The following is a 23064-nucleotide window of genomic DNA, read 5'->3' as shown; positions in this document are numbered from 1 at the left end:
ACATTAGCGATGAGCTACGAAACCATTCTGTTGGACATTCATGGCCAGGTGGGCCTGATTACCTTGAACCGGCCCCAGGCGCTCAATGCCCTGAATGCGCAATTGATTCGCGAAGTGAACCACGCGCTGGACACGCTGGAAGCCGATCACGCAATTGGCTGCATTGTCATTACCGGCTCGAAAAAATCCTTTGCCGCCGGTGCGGACATCAAGGAAATGGCCGACCTGAGTTACCCGCAAATCTACCTCGATGACCTGTTTTCGGACAGCGACCGCGTGGCGGCCCGACGCAAGCCGATCATTGCTGCAGTGGCAGGTTTTGCCCTGGGTGGCGGTTGTGAACTGGCGATGATGTGTGACTTTATCCTGGCCGGTGACAATGCCAAATTCGGCCAGCCGGAGATCAACCTGGGGGTGTTGCCGGGCATGGGCGGCACACAGCGCCTGACCCGTGCAGTGGGCAAGGCCAAGGCGATGGAAATGTGCCTGAGCGGGCGTTTGATGGGGGCTGAAGAGGCGGAGCGTTCGGGGCTGGTAGCCCGTGTGGTGGCGGTGGATGAACTGCTCGACGAAGCGCTGAAAGTGGCGGCCACCATCGCCAAAAAGTCCCTGCCGGTGCTGATGCAGACCAAGGAGTGCGTCAACCGCGCTTTTGAAGTCAATCTGGCGGAAGGTGTGCGTTTCGAGCGTCGGGTATTCCACGCCTTGTTCGCCACACAGGACCAGAAGGAAGGGATGGCGGCGTTTGTAGAAAAGCGTGAGGCGCAGTTCAAGAATCAATAACTGCACATGCCTCTATGTGGGAGCGGGCTTGCTCGCGATAGCCTCAACGCGGTGTGTCAGCTGCACCGAGCCGACTGCATCGCGAGCAAGCCCGCTCCCACAGGTTGTGAATCAGTTTCTAAAGCAGATAGTTCTTCAACTCCCGCGCAATCACCATGCGCTGAATCTCGCTCGACCCTTCATAAATCTGGGTAATCCGCGCATCGCGGTAGTAACGCTCCACCGGGTAGTCCTCCAGGTAGCCATAGCCGCCGTGGATCTGGATGGCTTTGGAGCACACATATTCAGCCATCTCCGACGCAAACAACTTGGCCTGCGAGGCTTCCGACAGGCAGGGTTTGCCTGCAGTGCGCAGGCGCGCGGCATGCAGGATCAGCAGGCGTGCCGCATTGATGCGGGTCTGCATGTCGGCCAGCATATTGGCCACGCTCTGGTGTTCGATGATGGCCTTGTCAAATTGCACCCGGTCACGGGCATAGCCCAATGCGGCTTCAAATGCCGCTCGGGCAATGCCCAGGGCCTGGGCGCCAATACCGATTCGCCCGCCTTCAAGGTTGGCCAGGGCGATGGCCAGTCCCTTGCCGCGCTCGCCAAGCATATTGGCCTCGGGCACGCTGCAGTTGTTCAGGGTCACGGCACAGGTGTCCGAAGCACGGATGCCCATTTTGTGCTCGGTACGGTCGACGATAAAACCCGGGGTTGCCGTAGGCACCAAAAACGCTGAAATGCCTTTTTTGCCCAGGTCAGGGTCGGTCACCGCAAACACGATCGCCAACTTGGCCCGTTTGCCGTTGCTGACAAATTGCTTGGCACCGTTGATCACCCATTGGCCGTCACGCAGCTCTGCGCGGGTACGCAGATTATGGGCTTCAGAGCCCGCCTGGGGTTCGGTCAGACAGAAGCAGGCGATGGTCTGGCCGCTTGCCAGCTCCGCCAGCCAGGTCTGTTTTTGCTCCTCGCTGCCGTACTTCAGTATCGGTCCGCAACCCACCGAGTTGTGGATGCTCATCAGGGCGCCGGTCGCGGCATCGCCCGCGGAGATTTCTTCCACCGCCAGGGCGTAGGCGACGTAATCAACATAGGTGCCGCCCCATTCCTCCGGCACTACCATGCCCAGCAGGCCCAGTTCGCCAAGCTTGGCCACCAGCGCGTCGTCGATCCAGCCGGCCTTTTCCCACGCCTGGGCATGGGGGGCGATTTCACGCCGGGCAAAGTCGCGGGCCATATCGCGGATCATCACTTGCTCTTCGCTCAGTTCGATATCTTGCATGGCTCAGGCTCCCTTGGCGTTGAATTCGGTAAAGAAGCTGGCGACATGGGCGCTGTCCAGCGCCTCAAGGGTTGGCGGGTTCCAGCGCGGGTTCTTGTCCTTGTCGATGAGCAATGCGCGTACACCTTCCATCAGGTCGCCACGATCAAACCACTGACGGTCAAGATGCAGCTCCAGGGCGAAGCATTGCTCAAGGGGCAGTTCCCGGCCACGGCGCAGCATTTCAAGGGTCACGGCCATCGCCAGCGGCGAGCGGGTTAGCAGCAGGTCGGCGGTCTGGTTGGCCCAGTCGCGGGTTTCCGGGGCAATGACTGCGCGCAGATGGGCGACAATGCGCGGTACATCAGCCTGGGCGAAAACGCTGTCAATCAGCGGGCGCAGCCTGGCCAGCGGCGGGTCGGGCAGTACGGTTACCGCAAATCGGGCGACCAGTGCGCTCAGGTCATCGATAGGGGATGCTTGCCAGTTGAGGCTGTCCAGGCCCTTGTCCAGTTCAGGCAGTGCGCTGCTTTCCAGATAGCCGTCTGCCAGCCCGCAGTACAACGCATCGGCGGCGCGGATTTGCACGCCGCTGACGCCCAGGTAGGTACCCAACTGACCTGGGGTGCGGGTCAGGAAGTAGCTACCGCCAACGTCAGGAAAATAACCGATACCCACTTCCGGCATCGCCAGTTTGCTGCGCTCGGTGACCAGGCGCAGATCCGCGCCCTGTACCAGGCCCATGCCGCCGCCGAGAACGAAGCCGTCCATCAAGGCCACGACGGGCTTGGGGTAGCGGTGCAGGGTCAGGTCGAGGGCGTATTCCTCTTCGAAGAACTGGCTGTGCAGGGTGTCGTTGTTTTGATAGCTGTCGTACAGCGAGCGGATATCACCGCCTGCGCAAAAGGCTTTCTCGCCTGCGCCACGCAGTACAACGGCCTTGATTTGCGGGTCAGTGGCCCAGGCATCCAGCTGCTGTTGCAGGCCGCGCACCATTTCAAGATTGATCGCGTTGAGGCCGCCGGGGCGGTTCAGGGTCAGGTGGCCAATATGGTTGCGGACCTGGGCCAGAATCGTGTCTGGAAGCGGCGCGACTTCCGGTGTCGGTGAGGATGAAACCTGAGCAGTCATCACTAACTCCCTGCTTTATATTATTTTTAGTGGGTGTTCACGGGCGAACGATAACCGATGCTAACAGTGCAAATTTGCCCATTACAACCCTGATAAGTGCAGGGTTGGTGTGCATTTTTGCCTGTTAGCCATGCAGTAATGCGCGTATTTATTGTGCCAGCCAGCCGCCGTCCACATTCCATGCTGCGCCACGCACCTGGCTGCCGGCCTCGCTGCATAAAAACAACACAAGTTCGCCCAGTTGCGGCGGGGTGACGAACTCCAGCGAAGGCTGTTTTTCTGCCAGCAGGTCGTGCTGCGCCTGATAGGGGTCAATGCCCTGGCTGATACGTTGATCAATCTGTTTTTGCACCAGCGGCGTCAGGACCCAGCCCGGGCAGATGGCGTTGCAGGTGATATTGCTGGTGGCGGTTTCCAGGCCCACCACTTTGGTCAGGCCGATCACCCCGTGCTTGGCGGCAACATAGGCGGCCTTGCCGACCGAGCCCACCAGCCCGTGTACCGAGGCAATATTGACGATACGCCCCCAGCCGCGCTTGCGCATGCCGGGCAGGCTGAGGCGGGTACTGTGGAACACACTGGACAGGTTAATGGCGATGATCGAGTCCCAACGCTGTACCGGGAACTCCTCGACGCTGGCCACATGCTGGATGCCTGCGTTGTTGACCAGGATATCGATGCCGCCAAATTCGCGTTCGGCATAATCGATCATGTCGGCGATCTGCGCCGGGTCGCTGACATCTGCCGGGTGGTGGCCAACCTTTACGCCAAACTGTTCGACCTCGGCAATCACTTTGCCCGGATCGCCAAAGCCGTTGAGAATCAGGTCGGCTCCGGCCTTGGCCAGGCTTAGTGCGATGCCCAGGCCGATACCGCTGGTAGAACCGGTAACCAATGCAGTTTTGCCCTTAAGGCTCATGATCAATTCCTCAATGAAACACGATGGGTGCGTGAATGAGGAAACGTAGCACGGGGTTTGCCGTAGCCCAAACGAAACGGCCCACCAAAAGGTGGGCCGTTTTCACGCAACGCTGGGAGGATTAGTCCTGGCGGCTGGTGACTTCCAGCAGGTGGTAGCCGAACTGGGTTTTAACCGGGCCTTGCACCACGTTGATTGGCGCGCTGAAAACCACGGTGTCGAATTCCTTGACCATCTGGCCCGGGCCGAAAGAACCCAGGTCGCCGCCCTGACGGCTCGACGGGCAAGAGGAATTGGCTTTGGCAACTTCGGCGAAATCAGCGCCGCCTTCGATTTGCGCTTTCAGTTCGTTGCACTTGTCTTCGGTGGCAACCAGGATGTGACGGGCAGTGGCTTTGGCCATGAGGGAGTACTCCTTTGAATAAGGTGCTGAGCCTACCGGATTCGGTGATTTTTTTCTCGGCAAAAGTGCGCTTGAGTGAATTGATTACAGGCTACAAGCCCGCTTCCTTCAGGCGTCTGGCGTGCTCGATGTAAAGCTCTACCGGGTTGATGCGCCTGCGGCTTCCTCTTGCCATATGGTTGATGCTGTCGAGGTGATCCAGGGGGTAGTCGGAGCGGATGACCTGGCCCAGATGCGAGCTGAAGCGGCCAACCATGCCGTCGTTTTCTCGGGTCTCGCGGGTAAAAAAGCTGTCAAACACACGCAAGGCATTGTGCAAGGGGTCGAGCAGGTTGAGTGACTCGGCCAGCCGCGAGCCTTTGATGATGCCGCTCCAGGAATAATAGTGCACATCGTTCACCTGTGCGGGGCCCATGCCGCCCCATGTGTCGGGCAGACCCTGGGGGTATTGGCGGTTGAAGGCGGCAACGCCATCGGTGGTCAGGGCGTTTAGGGCATTCAAGGCATTTTGGGGCAGGTGCGGGTGGCCGCTGAGGGCGGACACAAATGCGCTGAACGAGGTGGTCAGGGCGGCAGCGACCGTTTCCCCAAGCCTCCCCGGCACAAAGGCCAGGCGCAAGCGATCGGCCAGCTCGGAGCCGTGGTTGGGGCCACTGACTGACGTCACTGAAGCGATGAGTTCAGGGGCGATGGCCGCCACATAACGCGCGGTAAGGGCGCCCTGGCTGTGGCCGATCAGGTTGACTCGCTGTGCGCCAATCTGCCTGCGCAGGTTGTGGATCTGCTTGAGCAGTTGATCGCCCCGGGCTTCATTGTCGTTGGCGGCTGAAATGATTGGAACGAAGACGCTGGCACCACACTCATTGAGGGCTTGCTTGATGCCATGAAAGTAGTGATGTGAGCCTATCCGGTCGAATCCAAAAAGGCCGTGTACCAATAAGATCGGATAGCGTGTATTTACCGAATCGTCCATGTTCAATCTCGCAGGGTGTTTTTTGATCCATGAAAACACCTTAGTCGAGATCGCCTTTGCGCAACCGTGGGGCTTTTCCCAGGTTGCGCACGGTTTAGCCGAACGTGGTTGTCAGGCGATGGCCCTGGCCGTGTGGCGCTGTGCTTGCAACCGGCGGGCGGCGTTGCGCAGCAGGTGTTCGGTGGCATCCCAGCCCAGGCAGCCGTCGGTTACGGACACGCCGTAGCGCATCGTTGCACCCAGGGGCTGGCAGCCTTCGAACAGATGGCTTTCGAGCATCATGCCGATCAGCGAGTGATCGCCCGCCAGGCGTTGCTCAAGCACATCGTTGAACACCTCGGGCTGGCGCAGCGGGTCTTTGCCGCTGTTGGCGTGGCTGCAGTCGACCATCAGGCGGGCAGGGATACCTGACTTCTGCAGCCCGGCGCGGGCCTTGGCGACGCTGGTGCGGTCGTAGTTAGGGCCGCTGTGGCCGCCGCGCAATACCAGATGGGTGTCGGGGTTGCCACGGGTTTCGACGATGGCCGGGTGGCCCTGGCTGTCGACACCGAAGTGACGATGGCTGTGTGCCGCAGAACGCATGGCGTCACAGGCGATCGCCACGCCGCCGTCGGTGCCGTTCTTGAAGCCTACAGGCAGATCAAGACCGCTGGCCATTTCGCGGTGGATTTGCGATTCCGTCGTGCGGGCGCCAATGGCCACCCAGCCCAGCAGGTCGTCGAAGTAGCCGGCGGCAATGGGTTGCAACAGCTCGGTGGCGACCGGCAGGCCCATGCGCAGCATTTCCAGCATCAGTTCCCGCGACAGGGTCAGGCCGTGGGCCATGTCATCGCTGCCATCCAGGTGCGGGTCGTAGGCCAGGCCTTTCCAGCCCACGGTGGTGCGCGGTTTTTCGATGTAGGCACGCATCACCAGCAGCATGTCATCGCGCACATCATGGGCGAGGGCGGCGAGGTTGCTGGCGTATTCCAGCGCGGCGACGGGATCGTGGATGGAGCAGGGGCCGACCACCACCAGCAAGCGGGAGTCTTCACCGTTGAGGATGGCGCGAATGGCCTGGCGCTGGCTGCTGACCTGGGTGCGCAGGGCATCGCTCAGGGGCAGTTGCTGCTTGAGTTGCGCTGCGGTTGGCAGGCGACGGGTCGAAACAGGAGCAGTGGCAGTGTGTACGGTTGGCAGAGCTGAAACGGATGCGTTCATGGTATGGGCTTCCTGGGCAGGCGGCGGGTTGTCCCGCGCGCTCAGCCCTACTGGGGTGTTCGACAATTGGCCAGACTGGCCGTGAGTACAGGCGTGCCACCAATGTGGGTCCGTTCGGAGGCGGCAGGCTGTCCCGAACGGCGGCTGATAAATCGCCATGCAGTGCAAAGGTCGAAGCGGTAATAAGTGGCGTAGTTCATGGGGTAAATCCTCAATTCAAGAAAATGTGCGGGGCTGAAAAAACAAAACCCCCGGTCGGGGAGCCGACCGGGGGTTAGATTTCTCTGGCAGGCGACCCCTAAGTAGTGGGCGCCGTGTGGGTATCAGGCGCGCCAGTGGCTAAACCAATACCCAAAATAAAATCGTGCAGCGGAGTGCATGTTGTTCGCGCACACGGCAGCAGCCAGACGCGATTGGCGTGTGGTCTTACAGGCGGCTGTGATGGCGTGGTGCAACATGGCTTGGCTCCAATTGATGTTCCGCAGCTTACTTGAGACGAGCCTGCGGTTTCAATAAAAAAATAGCATGGGGCGCAATGGTGCTGGCTATGGCCCTTGCCTGAGCCCCTGTCATGCCTTGCACGGCGCTGTTTGCGGGGCCTGCATAGTAAATCGGGAGCTTGCCTCAATTAAGCGCATACTCAAGCTGACTCACCATCCTTTGCTTCTGTCAGATGCGTGCCCTGAGGCGGAATGATGCCGTCTTTCATGCCCAGAAGAACCGCTACCTTGTGGGCTTCACCACGCCTCCCCTTTTTGCGCCCGGCGAGCACTTGATAAGTGGTAGCAGGGTCGACGCCATGTTCCCGAGCGAACTCTTGAACGGACTTTCCCTGGTGTTCCAGCCATGCCTTGGCTTGTGCGGCGGTACGAATTCCGGTCATAGTTCAAAACCGTTCAAAGTTGTTTAATATTTATGGATTATACCATCCTCGCGGGTGTTTAAAATGGGATCCTACATCCAAATGAGTGGAATTGGTTTGCGCTTGAGGCAGGAGCGAGAGCGGCTTGGTTTGTCGCAGAAAATTTTTGGCGAAATCGGTGGTGTCGAGGCCAACGCCCAGGGCAAGTATGAAAATGGAGATCGTGCGCCCAAGGCGGATTATTTGTCGCGCGTTGCCGCACGCGGTGTGGACGTGCTCTATGTATTGACGGGCAGCCCGACCCCGACCTTGATCGATAATTTGAGTCAAATAGAAGAAAAGGTTCTGATCAGCTACCGGGTGCTGCACAAGGAGGATCAGGACGCCATCCGCCGCTTGACCGTTACCCTGGCAGAGTTGTCCGCGCCGCAACTGGTTAAAGAACGACGTGATCCCGAGGAGGTTGAGCCTGTCAAGGAATGAGTCTTTACAAGGAATTAACGTTTTGCCAGCGATAGATGACGCAAGTCGGTAGGTTGGTGCATTAGTTTTTGCTAAGGTGTCGGCAATCATCCAAGACCAATTTGCGAGGTGTCGACTTGATTCGGGTTCTAGTGGTCGATGACCACGATCTTGTGCGTACAGGGATCACACGAATGCTGGCCGATATCGAAGGCTTGCAAGTGGTCGGCCAGGCCGAGTCCGGTGAGGAGTCGTTGCTCAAGGCTCGCGAACTGAAACCGGATGTGGTCCTGATGGATGTCAAAATGCCTGGCATTGGTGGCCTCGAGGCGACCCGCAAGATGATGCGCAGCCACCCGGATATCAAGGTGGTTGCCGTGACGGTGTGTGAAGAAGACCCTTTCCCGACGCGCTTGCTGCAAGCAGGCGCGGCGGGCTACATGACCAAAGGTGCGGGCCTGGCCGAAATGGTCCAGGCGATTCGCCAGGTCTTCGCCGGCCAGCGCTACATCAGCCCGCAAGTCGCCCAGCAATTGGCGCTCAAGTCCTTCCAGCCTGCCAGTGACTCCCCCTTTGATGCCCTGTCCGAGCGCGAAATCCAGATCGCGCTGATGATTGTCGGCTGTCAGAAGGTCCAGGTCATTTCCGACAAGCTCTGCCTGTCGCCCAAGACGGTCAATACCTACCGCTACCGGATCTACGAGAAACTCTCGGTCAAGAGCGATGTGGAGCTGGCCTTGCTGGCCGTTCGTCATGGCATGGTTGATGCTGGTTGATCATGACTGACGTGTTCGACGCAAGCGCATTTCTCTCCACCTGCAGCGGCCGGCCCGGCGTGTATCGCATGTTTGACCGCGAAGCGCGGCTCTTGTATGTGGGCAAGGCCAAGAACCTGAAAAAACGCCTGGCCAGCTACTTTCGAAAAACCGGCCTGGCGCCCAAGACCGCCGCGCTGGTTGCGCGCATTGCGCAAATTGAAACCACCATCACCGCTAACGAAACCGAAGCGCTGCTGCTTGAACAGACGCTGATCAAGGAGTGGCGCCCGCCGTACAACATCCTGTTGCGCGACGACAAGTCCTACCCCTATGTGTTTCTGTCGGATGGCCAATATCCGCGCCTGAGCATCCATCGCGGGGCCAAAAAGCTCAAAGGCAAATACTTCGGGCCTTACCCCAGTGCGGGCGCCATCCGGGAAAGCCTGAGCATCTTGCAAAAGACTTTTCTGGTGCGTCAGTGCGACGACAGCTACTTCAAAAACAGAACGCGACCCTGCCTGCAGTATCAGATCAAGCGCTGCAAGGCCCCTTGTGTCGGGCTGGTGGACCCACAGGAGTACGCCGAGGATGTACGCCACTCGATCATGTTCCTGGAAGGGCGCAGCAGTGCCCTGACCGATGAGCTGAACGCCGCAATGGAGCAGGCCGCCAGTACGCTGGACTTCGAGCGCGCGGCCCAGGTACGGGACCAGATTTCCCTGCTGCGCCGGGTTCAGGACCAGCAAAGCATGGAGGGCGGCACCGGGGATGTGGACGTGATTGCCGCGTTTGTGAACCCGGGTGGGGCCTGTGTACACCTGATCAATGTGCGTGGCGGACGGGTGCTGGGCAGCAAGAACTTCTTCCCGCAAGTGGGCATCGAGGAAGACGTGGCTGAGGTCATGGCCGCCTTTCTCGGTCAGTACTACATCAGCAGCCCCGAGCGCGACCTGCCCGGCGAGCTGATCGTCAACGTCGAGCACGAGAGCTTCGAGGCGATCACCGAGGCGATCGAGGCGCTGCGCGGGCGGGAACTGGCGATCAGCTACCGTGTGCGTGGTACCCGTGCGCGCTGGCAGCAACTGGCTGTCACCAACGCCGAGCAGGCCCTGATGGCTCGCCTGACCAACCGTCTGCATGTGGCGGCACGTTTTGAAGCCCTGGCCCAGGTGTTGAAGCTCGATGAGATACCCCAGCGCCTGGAATGTTATGACATCAGCCACTCCAGTGGCGAAGCCACGGTGGCGTCCTGCGTGGTGTTTGGCCCTGAGGGGCCGATCAAGTCGGACTACCGGCGCTTCAATATTGAAGGCGTAACCCCGGGCGACGATTATGCCGCCATGCACCAGGCCCTGATGCGCCGCTTCAGCCGGCTCAAGGAAGGGGAGGGCAAGTTGCCGGATATTCTGCTGGTCGACGGTGGCAAGGGGCAGATGTCGATGGCCCGCGATGTGCTCAATGAACTGGCCGTCCCTGACCTGATTTTGCTCGGCGTAGCCAAGGGGGCGACACGCAAGGCGGGTTTTGAAACCCTGTACCTGAACGATGCCGCCCATGAATTTACCCTCAAGGGCGACTCGCCGGCCTTGCATTTGATCCAGCAAATCCGCGATGAGGCTCACCGTTTTGCAATTACCGGGCATCGGGCACGACGGGGTAAAACCCGGCGAACCTCAACCCTGGAAGGCATTGCAGGGGTAGGGCCGACCCGTCGCCGAGATTTATTGAAACATTTTGGTGGCTTACAGGAGCTATCTCGTGCCAGCATCGAGGAGATCGCCAAAGCACCCGGGATCAGTAAAAAGCTCGCTGAGTTGATTTATGCAAACCTGCACAGCGAGTAGAATGCCACCTCACCTCGTAGCCAGTTGTGCCGATGAATATCCCTAATTTGATCACCGTACTACGCGTTCTACTTATTCCTTTCTTCATTTTGTTGTTCTATTTGCCCTACAGCTGGAGTTATGCAGCCGCCAGCTCAGTCTTTGCATTTGCCGCGGCGACCGACTGGCTTGACGGCTATCTGGCCCGTCGACTGGAGCAAAGCACGCCTTTTGGCGCCTTTCTGGACCCGGTCGCCGACAAGCTGATGGTGGCGGTGGCCCTGGTGTTGCTGGTGCAAGAACATCACAACGTATGGCTGACGTTGCCGGCGGCGGTGATTATCGGTCGTGAAATCGTCATTTCCGCGTTGCGCGAGTGGATGGCCGAACTGGGCGCGCGGGCTCAGGTGGCGGTATCGAACATGGGCAAATGGAAAACAGCGGCGCAGATGCTGGCCCTGGTGATCTTGCTGGCTAACCCTTCGGACTTCAGCTTCTGGGTGTTGGTGGGTTACGGGCTGCTGCTGGTGGCTGCCGGCTTGACCCTGTGGTCGATGCTTCAGTATTTGCGGGCTGCTTGGCCGCACCTGAAGACCACCTCGGTAAAATAAATAAAACTTTTTTGAATCAAAGGCTTGACGCGTTATTAGATTTCTATAGAATGCGCATCACCAAGCGGGAATAGCTCAGTTGGTAGAGCACGACCTTGCCAAGGTCGGGGTCGCGAGTTCGAGTCTCGTTTCCCGCTCCAAACATGGCGCTGTTGAATTGTCTGCAATTCGATAGCGCAAGAACAAAGGACCTTCGGGTCCTTTTTTCGTTTCTGGGGTTTTATCCGGGTTTGCTGAGTCGCTCTTGTGAGGCTGCAGCCGGGTGATATTTTCTGGCAAGTTAGATTGAGACGGCGAATAGGTTCGCGCTGTTCGCCATAGAGTGGGCGAACTCTTTAGAGGACCACTCTAAGAGTGGCTTGTTTTAAGCTCGCCGTTCTTTCAATCAAGGGCGCACTTGCCCCGCCCGCGACCCGTCTCATGCAATCCCGGCGCCGGAAGACCCCGGGCAGCACCTTGCGATTTCATCTTTGTCGCGTCATGTTTAATGATCTTGAATGGTTAAATATGTTAGCGGAATCAGGTAGTTGATCAGGTTTGCCGATCACTGGATATTCGCACGCTGAATAACGGCGTGTTCTTGTTGTATTGTCCGACAAGGCGTTTGATTTCTATATAACAGACTATGGCAGTGGGTCGGGAATATTGTTAATTTGCGCCCCGTTGATCACTGGACCTCTAATAATGAAAAAACTATTTTTCAAGACCACCCTCGGTCTTGCCGTTGCACTTGCGTCTTCTCAGCTACTTGCCAGCGGTCTTGCAATCAATGAACAAAGTATCAGCGGCATGGGCACCGGCTTCGCCGGTCGATCATCCTCTGCTGACGATGCCAGTACCATCTATGGCAACCCTGCGGGCATGGCACGCCTGAAACAGGAGCAGGTGAGTGCAGGTGCTGCCTTGCTCGTGGCGAAAACCGATATCAGCCATACCCGCAGTACCTTTGGCGGCAAGGAAGACGGCGACATGGTGCCGTTGACTGCGGTGCCAATGGGTTATTACGTCAAGCCGATTGATGAACACTGGGCTTTCGGTGTCGGTTTCTATGTGCCGTTTGGCTTGATTACGGACTATGGCAGTGGTTTCGCAGGGCGTTACTTCGCCAATAAAAGCAAGATCCAGGTCATGACGTTCCAGCCTACGGTCAGCTATGCCTTCAATGACAAGGTGTCGATCGGGTTTGGTCCGACCATCAACCGCATTGACGGTGAGCTGACGTCCCAGGTGCCGAATGCCTTAACTCCGGGCACAAACGACGGCAAGGTGAAGATCAGCGGCGATGACACGGCCATCGGTTTCAACGCCGGTATCCTGGTACAGGCCACTGACAGCACCCGTGTGGGCCTGACCTATCACTCCAAGGTCAGCTACAACCTCAAGGGCGACACCAAAGTCACTGGCGGCACCTTCAGCCTGCTGGGCCTCAGCGGCCAGAGCTACGATGCCAAGCTGGACCTGGACACGCCGGAGTCGGTGGACTTCTCGGTCACTCACCAGCTCAATGATGACTGGACGCTGTATGCGGGCAGCACCTGGACGCGCTGGAGTCGCCTCAAGGACATTACCGTGCAGAACAGTGATGTCAGCCCGCGTCTTGGCGGCTCGTTGAGCACCATTACCGAAGAGCAGAACTGGCATGACACCTGGGCCCACGCGATTGGGGCCGCGTATCAGTTGAATCCGCAATGGGTGCTGCGCACGGGTTTGTCGGTTGACCAGTCGCCAACCAACAACACCAACCGTTCGCCGCGCATTCCTACGGGCGACCGTACCGCCATCAGCTTCGGCGCTGGCTGGACGCCGGTCAGTAACATGACGATCGACCTGGCGTACTCCTACCTGTGGGAAGACAGTACCAAGGTCAACGACAGCTCGGCTTCCAAGGGCGCGTACAGCTCTACCTACAAAAACAGCGCGAGCGGTTTTGGTACTTCGATCACCTATCGCTTCTGATCCACGGGATGTGCGTTACCGGGGATGTAACGCACATCATGCTCAGTCAAGGCACCGCAAGCGGCTCGGCTTCGCCAGGGGCAAACACTGCCCGGGCATTGCTCTGCGGGCTGAATATCCCCGTCAGTAGCAGCATGGCTACAACCGCCACGACCAGAACCCACCAGGCACTGACAAAACTTCCCGTGAGTTCGCGCAGCCAGCCCGTCAGCCAGGGCGATACCGCATTGACAAGAAACCCCGCGCCTTGCACGAACCCTGCAAGCTGACCGGCTTCGGCGGGTTTGCGGCAATGGTCGAGGGTCAGGATCAGGCTCAGGGCGAAACAGGCTCCCAGGCCAAAACCAATCAAGGCCACCCACACCTGCGGCGCCTCCAGCGGCCACATGACCAGGCCGGTAAAGCCCAGCGCCTGCGCCCCCAGGCTGACGGCCAATAGCGGGCGCCTGTCCAGGCTGCGGTGGGCCAGCGCCGGCATCACCAGCGCTGCGATGACCTGGAACACGGTCATAAACGCCAGAAGCGAGCCACTGTGTGCTGCGCTCCAGCCCATTTGCAAATAGTAAGCGGGCAACCACGCCACCATGCTCATATAGCCACAGTTGACCAGGCCGAAGTACAGCGCCAATAACCATGCGCGCCGCTTGCGCCACGGGCGCATGGTTACTGGCTCGCCCGCCGTTCGGGCAGGGCTGGCAAAGGGCAATGCCCCCCACAGCACCAGCGCGACCACAGCAGGCACCAGCCATATCCCCAGGCCGGCCTGCCAATGGCCAAAGTGGCCGGCCACCCGCGGGCTGACAAGAGCAGCCAGGCCGCCGCCAGCCATAAGGGAGGCGGAGTACACCCCTAAAGCCAGCGCCACCCGTTGCGTAAACTGGCGCTTGATCAGCGCCGGAACCAGCACCTGAATCAGCGCAACCCCGGCACCGCCCAACAAGGCCGTGGCCATCAGGGTTTGTGCCTGATCGGCAGACAAGCGCCACAGGCAGGCGCCCAGGATCATCGACAGGCCCAGGGCCACGCCACGTCGCTCGCCCAGGCCGGCCTGCAGGCGTACACCGAGCAAGGCCACCAGGCCCATGCAGATCACTGGCAGGCTGGTCAGCCAGGCACTGCTCTGAAAGCTCATGCCCGTGTCATGACGAATCTCCAGCAACAGCGGGCTGATGGAGCTGAGCAACGGACGCAGGTTAAGCCCCAGTACCACCAGCAATGCCCAGTTGGCAAACACCCGCGCCGGGTGTTTATCCAGGCTCATGGCAGGCTTTCCAGTCACGATAAATCTCGACCATGGCCGGTTGGGGGAGGTGTTGTATCGCCAGTTCCTGGTCGCTCAACGGCAGCGCCAGTTGCTGGTAAATGGCTGCCGTAGACAGCCCGAAGGGTTCGCCCTGCGGGTTGCTGGCGGCATACACCACCCGGGTGACGCCACACAGGTGCATGGCACTCAGGCACATGGGGCAAGGCTGGCCACTGGCATAGATCACGCAACCCTCCAGGCGCGGGCCCAGTTGCTGGCTGGCAGCCCGTATGGCCAGGAGTTCTGCGTGTGCAGTCGGGTCCTGGCTGATATGAATGGTATTGACCGCCTCAACGATCACCTCGCCGTTTTTGACCAGTAGCGCCGCAAAAGGCCGGCCACCGCTGGCAACGTTGCTGGCGGCCAGGGCCACGGCGCGTTGCAGGTAAAACTCATCGCTATGCATAACAACTCCAGGGTGTGCTCAGTGCGCGCCGGCATCGCGCAGCAGCTGGGCGGTCGCGCCCTGGCCGCGCTGCTGCGCTTGTTGCAGGGGTGTGTGCCCGTCGCTGTCGGGCAGGTTCAGGTCGGCACCGGCATTGATCAGCTGGGTGATGATCTGCTGATGCGCCGGGCCGCCGTCGGAGAGCACGATGGCTTCCATCAGGCAGGTCCAGCCCAGGCGATTGACATGGTTCAGATCAACCCCGGCCGCGATCAGCAGGCGCACCGTTTCAACATGGCCGCGCTCGCAGGCCGGGATCAGGGCGGTGCCGCCATAGCGGTTGGTACTCTGCAGGTCGGCACCGTGGGCCAGGGTCATTTGCAGGATTTCGTTACGCCCGCTGGCGCCTGCCAACAGGTAGGGGCTGTCGCGCATCAGGTTCTTCTGGTTGACGTCGGCCCCTGCCTGGATCAAGGCCCGGGCGATTTCGATGTGGTTCGATCGGGTTGCCAGCAGCAGCGCACTGCTGCCATCCAGCGCCTGGACGTTTAAGTCCGCGCCTTCGCTGATCAGTTGCTGGACCCTGTCCAGTTCGCCGTCGCTGACGGCATTGAGGAGTGTCTTGCCGCTTGCCATCACCGCTCCCGTAATTAATAGCGCGGCCATCAGCAGGCCATATTTGCGTGTCAGGCTAGCCAAGGTTAAGCCCTCTTTTACATCCTGTGAAAAGCCAGTATGGTCAGCGCAGAAAGTATTCTGAAATTAAATATAGCCATGCCTTTAAGTGGCAACGTGAATGGTGAGGCGGATGCTTGATCCCATACTGTTACGCAGTTTTGTCGCGGTGGTGGACTGCGCCAATTTCACCCGGGCGGCGCAGCGTCTGCATCTCACTCAGTCGACGGTCAGCCAGCAGATCCGCCGTCTGGAGGACAGCCTTGGCTGCAAGCTGCTCGACCGCGAGCAGCGCCGGGTGATCGCCACGCCTGAAGGTGAGCGTCTGCTGGCCTATGCCCGGCGCATCCTGGCGCTTGATCAGGAAGCCCGCGACGTGCTGTTCAACCAGGCCAGTGAGGGGGTGTTGCGCCTCGGCGTGCCTGAAGACTTTGCAGCCGAGCGCTTGATGCCGATTCTTTCGCGGTTCGGCCTGGAGCACCCGCGAGTACGCCTGGAAGTCACCAGCGGATTAGGCCCTGAATTGATGCGGTTCTATCGCCAGGGTGAATTCGACCTGCTGCTGGTCAAGCAGATGGGGCAGGGTGATGATTGCCTGGCGTGCTGGCCCGAACCCATGTGTTGGGTCGACAGCCGTTCAGCTCCCGCACTGGGGCGCGAGCCTTTGCCGCTGGTGGCGTTTCCGGTGGGCGGTTTGTACCGCAATGAAATGCTCCATCACCTTGAAGTGGGGGGATGGCGCTGGCGCATCAACTACTCCAGCGCAAGTCTGGCCAGTGTCTGCGCGGCCGTGGCGGCGGGCCTGGGAATCAGTTTGTTGCCGTTGCGGGTGATCAGTCCGGAGCACAGGGTGATTGACGCCGGCAGCGGCCTGCCGGATATCCAGGGGGTGTTTCTGGCGTTGTATGCCCGCAACGGGCTCAGCCACGCGGGCAAGCTGTTGCAGTGCCAGTTATTTGAGCTGTGCCAGGCCCTTGCAGCCCATGCGCCGGATTCCAGTGCGGCTCCTGCCGGCTCGCGATCAAAGCCGCCGCCAGCAATCAGTGTGCCTTGATACGGCTCGCGAAGAGCCTGCGCCAAGCCTTCAGGCATGCGCTCGGCGCCAATGCGCAATCACCCCCTGTGTCCTCCAGCGCGCTGCTCAGGCGGGCTGGGCCACCAGGTTATTGCTGACGTTACGCCCCAGCACCAGCACCGTTACAAAACCGCAGCCCACCAGGGCCGTGGCCAGGCTCAGCAGCACCGAGCTGCCCAACTGATCGACGATTTGCCCGCCGAAGAACGAGCCCAAGGCAATAATCACCTGAAACAGGGCCACGAACAGTGGCATGCCGCGCTCCACATCCTTGGGCGCTACCACAAACATCCAGATGCTGGCGCAGGCCGGGAAGGCGCCGAAAGCGAAGCCCCAGAGGGCGATGAGCATCGCAGCGCCAGTCATGCCGGTGGCGAAGTAGGGGAACAGGGCGGTACTGGTGCCAATCATCAGGGCCACCAGCAACAGGGTGTGGCGCACGCTGCGGTTGGCGGCGAAGCCGGCGAAGAGATTACCCATTACCCCTGCAACACCATAAAGCAACAGCAATGAGCCGATGGTCGGCCCGTCGAAACCGGCACTGTGCTTGAAGAAGGGGGCGACATAGGTATAGGCGGCAAAGTGCGCCAGGCCAATGAGTAATACCGCAATCAACCCCACCCGCGATTGCGGGTTGATAAACAAGGCCGGCAGGTCACTGACGCGAATGGCCTTCTCGGGGGTGAGCCGCGGCAGGAGGAAGATCTGCGCCAGTAGCACCGGTACGCCCACCAGTGCCGTCACCAGGAAGGTCATGCGCCAGCCCAGCAGGCCACTTAGCCATGTGCCTACGGGCACGCCCAGGACGGTGGCCAGGGTTACGCCGACCATGATGATCGAGGTGGCCTGGGCGACGCCCACGCCCTTGGGGGCCAGGCGACCACTCAGGGCGATGGCGGTCGCCCAGAAGCCGCCGATGCTGATACCCAGCAGCACACGACCCACCAGCAGCAGGTTGAAATCGCTGGCGAAGGCCACGACGGAGTTGGCAATGATCATGACCAGCGTCAGGCCGACCAGCAGGTAGCGACGGTCCATCGTACCAATGCCGATGGACAGCAAGGGCGCCGCGAGGGCGGCCATTATGCCGGGCAGGGTGACCATAAGCCCGGCGTGGCCGGCACTGATGCCAAGGTCACTGGCAACGTCGTTGAGTACGCCCACCGGGAGAAACTCGCTGGTCACCAGGGCAAAGGCTCCCACGGCGACCGATAGAATCGCCAGCCACTGTTGTTTGACGCTCTGTTGAGGATGTTCGGGGCGGCCGCGAGGCGGCAGGCTGGCGCTTGGCATGGTGGTGAGTTCCAGAAGGGGAGATGTCGCCTGAAGCCAGGCTGGGGGCGGGGGAAACTGGAGGGGATTATAGGGGGCAGTATTGCCGATCAAACACGTGGGCACTTCGATAGTAATTATCAGTGCCATCGATGGGGCGCCCGCAATAGAGCGCCCGCTGTTGGCTGGAGGCGTTAGAGGCGAGTTGTCAGGCCCGATGCATGCAAGAGCGTGCTGGCCCGGTCAGATGATGATATCCATGCGCGGGCCGAGCCCGTCGACCAGCACGGATATATGGGCCTGTACTTCGCAACGTGCTTTACACAGGTCGATGGCGCCTCTGAGTTCACGGTCGATGATGCGTCTGGCTTCTTCTCTTTTTTCGCAGGCGGTTTCAGCCGTCAAGGTCACCTGGCCGGCAAAGGTGGTTTCAACCGTAGACAGTTTGTTCCAGTCGGGGGTTTGTATATTGGCGATGCTTTTTCTGACCTTGTCGGCTGCTTTGGCTGCAATATCCGTATCTCCTGTCGGAGAAATCGAATATGTAAATAAGAAGTAGTGTTTAGTCATTTAATCTGCCTTATTAAGTAACGAATTATAGGGCGAACGTCAGGCTCGCTTAACTCAACATTAGCACTGCAAACAGGCAGCGAAATACTGGCCTTAAAGTTTTCGGGCTAAAAGAGTGTGTTCAGTTGTTTATATTATTTATATGATTTGTAGGTTGAAGCTGTCCAGCGGCATTGGGCTTTGCATGATGTAAAAGTTGCTATATGAGGGGCTGTTTCGGCATGTTTGATTGCATCAGCGCCTAGATCAGATCTTGAGGGTTTTTCGTCACCGGGCACGATGCGCTCATGCGGCACACCCACTAAAAAACTGCACAATGCTGGCGCAAGTGTCTTGCACCAAAAACAGACCTGGCTGATTCATGGTGAAGCATTCTGGCTGTCTGTGTTTTATGAAACTTCCTACATCTTCAGTTTTCCGCCCATTACAGTTTTATGGCACACCACTTGCTCTGGAGGATGACCGGGCGCAGACAACTCTGTGGTCGGGCGACGCAGCAAGCGTGGTTGCTCGTCTGTCATTGCCTGCGTATTTCCCTTCGATTCAAAGGACTGGTCATGCAAGAGAAAGCAATGGTTGTGAGCCGACGCAAAGTACTCAACTGGATCGGCGTGACAGCGGGCGCCGCCGCGATGTATCAGGCAATGACTGCCTTGAGTTTTGCCGCTGAATCGAACTATGAGCGGGATTTTGCCTTGAGCGGTGCGCCAAAGGGCACCCGTGTGCTGATCCTTGGGGCGGGGCTGGCGGGCATGACCGCCGCCTATGAGCTGCGCAAGGCCGGCTATCAGGTCAAGGTGCTGGAATTCAATGCCAAGCCGGGCGGACGTTGCTGGACGCTGCGTGGCGGTGACCGTTTCACCGAGCTGGGCGGCGCTACCCAGCATTGCGAATTCGACAAGGGCCTGTACCTCAACCCTGGCCCGTGGCGCATCCCGTACCATCACCATGCCGTGCTCGATTACTGCCACAAGTTCGGCGTTGCCCTGGAACCCTTTATCCAGGTCAACTACAACGCGATGGTGCATTCCACCCAGGCGTTTGAGGGCAAGCCGCAACGTTACCGTGCCGTGCAGGCCGACTTTCAGGGGCATGTGGCCGAACTGCTGAGCAAGGCCGTCAACCAGCACGGCCTGGATCAGGCACTGACCCGCGAAGACCGCGAGCGCCTGCTGGAGGTGATGCGCAAATGGGGCGCGCTCGATAGCAGCAATGCCTACAAGAAATCCCTGGAGACCAGCATGCGTCGCGGTTTTGCCGTGGACGATGGCGGCGGCCTGATGCCCGCAGCGGTGGCGTCCGAGCCAATCGACTGCAAGGCGCTGCTGGATTCCAATCTGTGGCAAAGCATCGCCAGCGGCCAGGAGTACGAGTTCCAGAGCAGTATCTTCCAGCCGGTTGGCGGCATGGACATGATTGCCCAGGCGTTCCAGAAACAGGTCAACGACCTGATCCAGTACAACGCCAAGGTCACGCGTATCCAGCAAAATGGCAACGGTGTGACCGTCACCTACCAGAACAGCGACGGCAGCGGCGGGGCGCGGCAAGAGCAGGCCGACTGGTGCGTGTGTACCTTGCCATTGTCGATTCTCGGGCAACTGCCCATCGATGTCAGCGCGCCGATGATGAGCGCGATCCGCGCCGTACCCTACGAGTCGTCGATAAAGGTCGGGCTGCAATTCAAACGTCGTTTCTGGGAGCAGGACGAGCATATCTATGGCGGCATCAGCTACACCGATACGCCCATCAGCAAGATCAGCTATCCGAGCACCGATTACGGCAAGCAGGGCAAAGGCGTGTTGCTCGGCGCCTATATCTGGGGGCCGAACGCTTACGAGTTCACCGCCATGAGCCCGCAAATGCGCGTGCAGAAGGCCGTTGAATACGGGGCGCAGATCCACCCGCAATACCCGGCAGAGTTCGAAAACGGCATTGCCGTGGGCTGGCACCGGGTGCCCTGGACCAACGGCTGCTACGGCCTGTGGACCCCCGAAACCCGTGAGCAGCATTACAAGAACCTGTGCCAGATTGACGGGCGCATTGTCCTGGCCGGTGAACATGCTTCTTACATTCCGGCCTGGATGGAGGGCGCCATCCTGTCTTCCCAGGATGCGATCAAACGCCTGCACACCCATATCATCGCCAGCGCGAAAGCGGCCTGAGCCCGGAGACAGCCATGCGAATGACTTTAACCACCGCTATCCTGGCCGGCGTGCTGGCCAGTGTGCCTGCGTTTGCCGAAGATGCGCCGATACTGTCCACCTCTGGCAAGTTCGATCAGCCCAGTGGCGAGGCCCTGTTCAATCAGGTCTGCCAGGGTTGCCATATGGCTGATGGCCAGGGCTCCCACGGGGCGGGCGCGTATCCGGCGCTGGCCGCCAACCAGAAACTGGGGGCCAAGGTGTACCCGGTGTATATGGTGACATCAGGGCAGGGCGGCATGCCGGGCTTCAAGAAATACATGGATGACCAGCAGATTGCAGAGGTGGTCAACTATGTGCGGACCCACTTTGGCAACCACTATGCCGACACCGTGACCGTCGAGGATGTACGCGCGGTCACCCGGCGCTGACAAGCAATCATGGACTGCGCGTTTTTTCATACCCTTAAAGGAATTTAACGATGTCTAAAAAAATGATCCCCGCTTTTGTTTTGACCTCGGTGCTGGCCGGCCTGATGGCAACCCAGGTGAGTGCGGCAGAAGTGATCCGCCACAAGCTGCCCAATTCTGACTTTCCGATTTCCCTGGCTGTGGAAATCCCGCCGGGTGTCACCGTGGTCAACCTCAGTGGTGTGGTGCCGCCCATTGCCGACAGCAAGGCCGACCCCAAGACCCTCGCCGCTTATGGCGACACCGAAGTGCAGACGGTCAATGTGCTGAAAAATATCGAGGCCACCCTCAAAAGCCTGGGCCTGAGCATGGGCGATGTGATCAAGATGCAGGTGTATCTGGTGGGCACGCCGGAAACCGGCAAGATGGATTTCGCCGGTTTTATGAAGGGTTACACCCAGTTTTTCGGCACCCAGGCCCAGCCCAAGCTGCCAACCCGCTCGGCATTCCAGGTGGCCGGTCTGGCCAACCCGAATTATCTGGTAGAGATCGAGGTCACGGCAGCCCGGCCGTAACTTCCCCGCTTAAAGGGCGGGTGCCATCGCGCCTGCCCGTTCCCCTTCACGGTGTACCCGACAGGTTGCTCAGCGCCCAAGCGGCGGCGTGTCCAGCGCCAACAACTCCTCCATCAAGCTGAACACCGTGGTTTTGACAGCACTGTTCAGCGCTGTCCATGCCAGCCCCGTGGTTGCCCTATAGTCCCCCAGATCCAGCGGCCTGGAGATGACATTGGCGGGCAGGGCGCGCCCGGCGTTGGCTGGCAGCAGGCCAACCCCCAACCCGGCAGATACCAGGGCAAGCATGGTGGTGAACTCGCCCAGTTCGGTTGCGTGTTGCAGATGCGCGCCCTGGCGGGCGAGCGCTTGCATCAGTTCATCGTAAAAGCCGGGGGCGTAACGCCGGGCCAGGGTAAAAACCGGCAACTGGCTCAGCTCACAGGGGTGCAAGACGTCGCAGGCCAGCAGCGGGTGGTCGCCGGGCAGGGCGACAATAAAGTTTTCCTGCAACACCTCGCGGGTGTGGATCCCCGGGATGGCGGCCGGCAGGCGCATCAGGCCGAAGTCGAGCTGGCCGTTTTTCAGCGCCACGGCCTGGTCCGGGCCGGGCATGTCCTTGAGTTCCAGTTCGATCCGCGGGAAGCGGGCATGCAGCGAGCGGACCAGCATGGGCAGCAACTCGGGCAGTACCGAGGAGACAAAGCCGAAGCGTACCCGGCCGATTTCTCCACGGCCACACGCCCTGGCCACATCGGCGGCATGGGCCGACTGGTGGAGTGTGGCCCGGGCCTCAGGCAAGAAGAGGGTGCCCACCTCGGTGAGTGCGACCGAGTGGCGGTTGCGCTCGAACAGGCGCACCCCCAGCTCTTCTTCGAGCATCTTGATCTGCATGCTCAGGGCCGGTTGCACGATGGACAGCCGTTGCGCGGCCCGGCCGAAGTGCAGCTCTTCGGCCAGAGTCACAAATGATCGCAGGTGTTTGATTTCCACAGGGCACTCCAGGCTATGCAACGACGTCATGGCGAAGCGCATGGTAATGGATCGCAGAAGGTTTTAGCCAAGCACGGCCATGTGCGACGGTGCAAAAAAACGCGCAAGGCGTTGGCAGACGTTGGACAATGGGTGTTTTCACTTCAAGCGAGCGATCACTTATGTCTCACCACGACATCACTTTTATCCCTGATCCCGATGCGGATTCCATCTCCTCGGATGTTGCCGGGTTTGCCGGCTTGCTGGTATCGACGCAGATTCCGACCCGTGCCGATGGCAGCCTGGAGCTGGGCGGGATTGTCGAGCAGAGCGAGTGTACGTTGCAGGCGCTCAAGCTGGCGCTGGAGAAGGCGGGTAGTTCGATGAGCCGGGTACTGCACCTGACCATTTACCTGACTGACATGGCTGATCGGGCGGCGTTCAATGAAGTTTACAAGCGTTACTTTGCCCAGCCGTGGCCGGTGCGCGCTGCGGTGGGCGTGGCCGAATTGGCGGTGGCGGGGATGCGGGTGGAAGTGACGGCGATGGCGGCCAAGGGCTGAGAACAACACACGGT

General features: G+C 59.8%; 24 protein-coding genes and 1 tRNA gene. 12 read left to right on the top strand and 13 right to left on the bottom strand.

Translation table 11 applies throughout. From position 1 onward, the window contains the following. Nucleotides 1-9: 9 nt before the first annotated feature. Nucleotides 10-783 carry an enoyl-CoA hydratase gene (locus BFC21_RS07520; protein ID WP_120265883.1) on the top strand — a complete coding sequence of 258 codons (774 nt, stop codon included), beginning with the start codon at nt 10-12 and terminating at the stop codon, nt 781-783. Nucleotides 784-901: 118 nt separating this feature from the next. Here BFC21_RS07520 and BFC21_RS07510 read toward each other — a convergent pair whose 3' ends face one another. From BFC21_RS07510 to BFC21_RS07480, 7 genes are all read right to left on the bottom strand, one after another. After that, the gene (locus BFC21_RS07510) at nt 902-2053 is read right to left on the bottom strand and encodes an acyl-CoA dehydrogenase family protein (RefSeq protein ID WP_120265881.1); all 1152 of its coding nucleotides are present in this window, start codon (nt 2051-2053) and stop codon (nt 902-904) included. 3 nt (nt 2054-2056) lie between these two features. Beyond that, a complete protein-coding gene (locus tag BFC21_RS07505; protein WP_120265880.1) occupies nt 2057-3163 on the bottom strand; it encodes an enoyl-CoA hydratase/isomerase family protein in 1107 nt (368 codons plus the stop codon). A gap of 148 nt (nt 3164-3311) precedes the next feature. After that, nucleotides 3312-4082: a 3-hydroxybutyrate dehydrogenase gene (locus BFC21_RS07500; RefSeq protein WP_088377598.1), complete on the bottom strand. Its 771-nt coding sequence runs from the start codon at nt 4080-4082 to the stop codon at nt 3312-3314. Nucleotides 4083-4203: 121 nt separating this feature from the next. Continuing rightward, nucleotides 4204-4485 carry a peptidylprolyl isomerase gene (locus BFC21_RS07495; protein ID WP_016781241.1) on the bottom strand — a complete coding sequence of 94 codons (282 nt, stop codon included), beginning with the start codon at nt 4483-4485 and terminating at the stop codon, nt 4204-4206. Between the two features lie 91 nt (nt 4486-4576). Continuing rightward, entirely contained in the window at nt 4577-5458 is an 882-nt protein-coding gene (locus tag BFC21_RS07490; RefSeq protein ID WP_088377597.1) for an alpha/beta hydrolase, read from the bottom strand. A gap of 111 nt (nt 5459-5569) precedes the next feature. Next, a complete protein-coding gene (locus BFC21_RS07485; RefSeq protein ID WP_095003610.1) occupies nt 5570-6658 on the bottom strand; it encodes a 3-deoxy-7-phosphoheptulonate synthase in 1089 nt (362 codons plus the stop codon). Nucleotides 6659-7298: 640 nt separating this feature from the next. After that, nucleotides 7299-7541, bottom strand: a complete 243-nt coding sequence (locus BFC21_RS07480; protein WP_088377595.1) for a DNA-binding protein — start codon at nt 7539-7541, stop codon at nt 7299-7301. 81 nt (nt 7542-7622) lie between these two features. Here BFC21_RS07480 and BFC21_RS07475 point away from each other — a divergent pair, with 81 nt between their 5' ends. From BFC21_RS07475 to BFC21_RS07450, 6 genes are all read left to right on the top strand, one after another. Further along, nucleotides 7623-8003 carry a helix-turn-helix domain-containing protein gene (locus BFC21_RS07475; RefSeq protein WP_086799631.1) on the top strand — a complete coding sequence of 127 codons (381 nt, stop codon included), beginning with the start codon at nt 7623-7625 and terminating at the stop codon, nt 8001-8003. A gap of 116 nt (nt 8004-8119) precedes the next feature. Then, on the top strand, nt 8120-8758 hold the full coding sequence (gene uvrY, locus BFC21_RS07470; RefSeq protein WP_029611459.1) for a UvrY/SirA/GacA family response regulator transcription factor: 639 nt from the start codon (nt 8120-8122) through the stop codon (nt 8756-8758). A gap of 2 nt (nt 8759-8760) precedes the next feature. After that, nucleotides 8761-10584, top strand: coding sequence for an excinuclease ABC subunit UvrC (gene uvrC, locus BFC21_RS07465; RefSeq protein WP_029611458.1), 1824 nt, complete (start codon nt 8761-8763; stop codon nt 10582-10584). Nucleotides 10585-10616: 32 nt separating this feature from the next. Beyond that, a complete protein-coding gene (gene pgsA / locus BFC21_RS07460; RefSeq protein WP_016781234.1) occupies nt 10617-11174 on the top strand; it encodes a CDP-diacylglycerol--glycerol-3-phosphate 3-phosphatidyltransferase in 558 nt (185 codons plus the stop codon). Nucleotides 11175-11238: 64 nt separating this feature from the next. Then, nucleotides 11239-11314: transfer RNA gene (locus BFC21_RS07455), tRNA-Gly, on the top strand. A gap of 544 nt (nt 11315-11858) precedes the next feature. Continuing rightward, nucleotides 11859-13130: an OmpP1/FadL family transporter gene (locus tag BFC21_RS07450; protein WP_095003611.1), complete on the top strand. Its 1272-nt coding sequence runs from the start codon at nt 11859-11861 to the stop codon at nt 13128-13130. A gap of 46 nt (nt 13131-13176) precedes the next feature. Here the strand turns inward: BFC21_RS07450 and BFC21_RS07445 are convergent, their stop codons facing one another. The 3 genes from BFC21_RS07445 to BFC21_RS07435 are packed head-to-tail and all read right to left on the bottom strand — an operon-like array spanning nt 13177 to nt 15484. Continuing rightward, the gene (locus BFC21_RS07445) at nt 13177-14391 is read right to left on the bottom strand and encodes a CynX/NimT family MFS transporter (protein WP_120265879.1); all 1215 of its coding nucleotides are present in this window, start codon (nt 14389-14391) and stop codon (nt 13177-13179) included. Next, nucleotides 14378-14839 carry a nucleoside deaminase gene (locus BFC21_RS07440; RefSeq protein WP_120265878.1) on the bottom strand — a complete coding sequence of 154 codons (462 nt, stop codon included), beginning with the start codon at nt 14837-14839 and terminating at the stop codon, nt 14378-14380. The genes BFC21_RS07445 and BFC21_RS07440 overlap by 14 nt, the downstream gene beginning before the upstream one ends. 18 nt (nt 14840-14857) lie before the next feature. Continuing rightward, nucleotides 14858-15484 carry an ankyrin repeat domain-containing protein gene (locus BFC21_RS07435; RefSeq protein ID WP_120266695.1) on the bottom strand — a complete coding sequence of 209 codons (627 nt, stop codon included), beginning with the start codon at nt 15482-15484 and terminating at the stop codon, nt 14858-14860. 142 nt (nt 15485-15626) lie between these two features. Here BFC21_RS07435 and BFC21_RS07430 point away from each other — a divergent pair, with 142 nt between their 5' ends. Then, complete coding sequence (locus BFC21_RS07430) at nt 15627-16547, top strand: LysR family transcriptional regulator (protein ID WP_120265877.1); 921 nt, start codon at nt 15627-15629, stop codon at nt 16545-16547. 87 nt (nt 16548-16634) lie between these two features. On the opposite strand, the gene BFC21_RS07420 is transcribed toward BFC21_RS07430, so the two are convergent. Both BFC21_RS07420 and BFC21_RS07415 read right to left on the bottom strand, forming a co-directional pair. Then, nucleotides 16635-17861 (bottom strand): MFS transporter, encoded by a 1227-nt coding sequence (locus BFC21_RS07420; protein WP_016781232.1) that lies wholly within the window; start codon nt 17859-17861, stop codon nt 16635-16637. 222 nt (nt 17862-18083) lie between these two features. After that, nucleotides 18084-18410 carry a hypothetical protein gene (locus BFC21_RS07415; protein ID WP_088377593.1) on the bottom strand — a complete coding sequence of 109 codons (327 nt, stop codon included), beginning with the start codon at nt 18408-18410 and terminating at the stop codon, nt 18084-18086. Nucleotides 18411-19042: 632 nt separating this feature from the next. Between BFC21_RS07415 and BFC21_RS07410 the strand changes: the two genes are divergently transcribed. The 3 genes from BFC21_RS07410 to BFC21_RS07400 are packed head-to-tail and all read left to right on the top strand — an operon-like array spanning nt 19043 to nt 21536. Beyond that, nucleotides 19043-20572 carry a flavin monoamine oxidase family protein gene (locus BFC21_RS07410; protein WP_037001250.1) on the top strand — a complete coding sequence of 510 codons (1530 nt, stop codon included), beginning with the start codon at nt 19043-19045 and terminating at the stop codon, nt 20570-20572. Between the two features lie 14 nt (nt 20573-20586). Further along, nucleotides 20587-20982 carry a cytochrome c gene (locus tag BFC21_RS07405; RefSeq protein WP_029611456.1) on the top strand — a complete coding sequence of 132 codons (396 nt, stop codon included), beginning with the start codon at nt 20587-20589 and terminating at the stop codon, nt 20980-20982. Nucleotides 20983-21032: 50 nt separating this feature from the next. Beyond that, nucleotides 21033-21536, top strand: coding sequence for a RidA family protein (locus BFC21_RS07400; RefSeq protein WP_088377592.1), 504 nt, complete (start codon nt 21033-21035; stop codon nt 21534-21536). 69 nt (nt 21537-21605) lie between these two features. Here the strand turns inward: BFC21_RS07400 and BFC21_RS07395 are convergent, their stop codons facing one another. Continuing rightward, nucleotides 21606-22508 carry a LysR family transcriptional regulator gene (locus BFC21_RS07395; RefSeq protein ID WP_095003618.1) on the bottom strand — a complete coding sequence of 301 codons (903 nt, stop codon included), beginning with the start codon at nt 22506-22508 and terminating at the stop codon, nt 21606-21608. 161 nt (nt 22509-22669) lie between these two features. Between BFC21_RS07395 and BFC21_RS07390 the strand changes: the two genes are divergently transcribed. Further along, a complete protein-coding gene (locus BFC21_RS07390; protein ID WP_016781226.1) occupies nt 22670-23050 on the top strand; it encodes a RidA family protein in 381 nt (126 codons plus the stop codon). The last annotated feature ends 14 nt before the right edge of the window (nt 23051-23064 follow it).

The organism is Pseudomonas sp. TMW 2.1634 (assembly GCF_001703595.1).
GTDB classification, from domain to species: domain Bacteria; phylum Pseudomonadota; class Gammaproteobacteria; order Pseudomonadales; family Pseudomonadaceae; genus Aquipseudomonas; species Aquipseudomonas fragi.
Note: the sequence above shows the minus strand (reverse complement) of the source record. Positions and strands in the feature narration are given on the sequence as shown.

Bases quoted from the DNA above. Each gene is read 5' to 3' on its own strand.
- BFC21_RS07520 (WP_120265883.1), top strand. From the start codon at position 10: ATGAGCTACGAAACCATTCTGTTGGACATTCATGGCCAGGTGGGCCTG.
- BFC21_RS07510 (WP_120265881.1), bottom strand. From the start codon at position 2,053: ATGCAAGATATCGAACTGAGCGAAGAGCAAGTGATGATCCGCGATATG.
- BFC21_RS07505 (WP_120265880.1), bottom strand. From the start codon at position 3,163: ATGACTGCTCAGGTTTCATCCTCACCGACACCGGAAGTCGCGCCGCTT.
- BFC21_RS07500 (WP_088377598.1), bottom strand. From the start codon at position 4,082: ATGAGCCTTAAGGGCAAAACTGCATTGGTTACCGGTTCTACCAGCGGT.
- BFC21_RS07495 (WP_016781241.1), bottom strand. From the start codon at position 4,485: ATGGCCAAAGCCACTGCCCGTCACATCCTGGTTGCCACCGAAGACAAG.
- BFC21_RS07490 (WP_088377597.1), bottom strand. From the start codon at position 5,458: ATGGACGATTCGGTAAATACACGCTATCCGATCTTATTGGTACACGGC.
- BFC21_RS07485 (WP_095003610.1), bottom strand. From the start codon at position 6,658: ATGAACGCATCCGTTTCAGCTCTGCCAACCGTACACACTGCCACTGCT.
- BFC21_RS07480 (WP_088377595.1), bottom strand. From the start codon at position 7,541: ATGACCGGAATTCGTACCGCCGCACAAGCCAAGGCATGGCTGGAACAC.
- BFC21_RS07475 (WP_086799631.1), top strand. From the start codon at position 7,623: ATGAGTGGAATTGGTTTGCGCTTGAGGCAGGAGCGAGAGCGGCTTGGT.
- uvrC (WP_029611458.1), top strand. From the start codon at position 8,761: ATGACTGACGTGTTCGACGCAAGCGCATTTCTCTCCACCTGCAGCGGC.
- pgsA (WP_016781234.1), top strand. From the start codon at position 10,617: ATGAATATCCCTAATTTGATCACCGTACTACGCGTTCTACTTATTCCT.
- BFC21_RS07450 (WP_095003611.1), top strand. From the start codon at position 11,859: ATGAAAAAACTATTTTTCAAGACCACCCTCGGTCTTGCCGTTGCACTT.
- BFC21_RS07445 (WP_120265879.1), bottom strand. From the start codon at position 14,391: ATGAGCCTGGATAAACACCCGGCGCGGGTGTTTGCCAACTGGGCATTG.
- BFC21_RS07440 (WP_120265878.1), bottom strand. From the start codon at position 14,839: ATGCATAGCGATGAGTTTTACCTGCAACGCGCCGTGGCCCTGGCCGCC.
- BFC21_RS07435 (WP_120266695.1), bottom strand. From the start codon at position 15,484: ATGGCCGCGCTATTAATTACGGGAGCGGTGATGGCAAGCGGCAAGACA.
- BFC21_RS07430 (WP_120265877.1), top strand. From the start codon at position 15,627: ATGCTTGATCCCATACTGTTACGCAGTTTTGTCGCGGTGGTGGACTGC.
- BFC21_RS07420 (WP_016781232.1), bottom strand. From the start codon at position 17,861: ATGCCAAGCGCCAGCCTGCCGCCTCGCGGCCGCCCCGAACATCCTCAA.
- BFC21_RS07415 (WP_088377593.1), bottom strand. From the start codon at position 18,410: ATGACTAAACACTACTTCTTATTTACATATTCGATTTCTCCGACAGGA.
- BFC21_RS07410 (WP_037001250.1), top strand. From the start codon at position 19,043: ATGTATCAGGCAATGACTGCCTTGAGTTTTGCCGCTGAATCGAACTAT.
- BFC21_RS07405 (WP_029611456.1), top strand. From the start codon at position 20,587: ATGCGAATGACTTTAACCACCGCTATCCTGGCCGGCGTGCTGGCCAGT.
- BFC21_RS07400 (WP_088377592.1), top strand. From the start codon at position 21,033: ATGTCTAAAAAAATGATCCCCGCTTTTGTTTTGACCTCGGTGCTGGCC.
- BFC21_RS07390 (WP_016781226.1), top strand. From the start codon at position 22,670: ATGTCTCACCACGACATCACTTTTATCCCTGATCCCGATGCGGATTCC.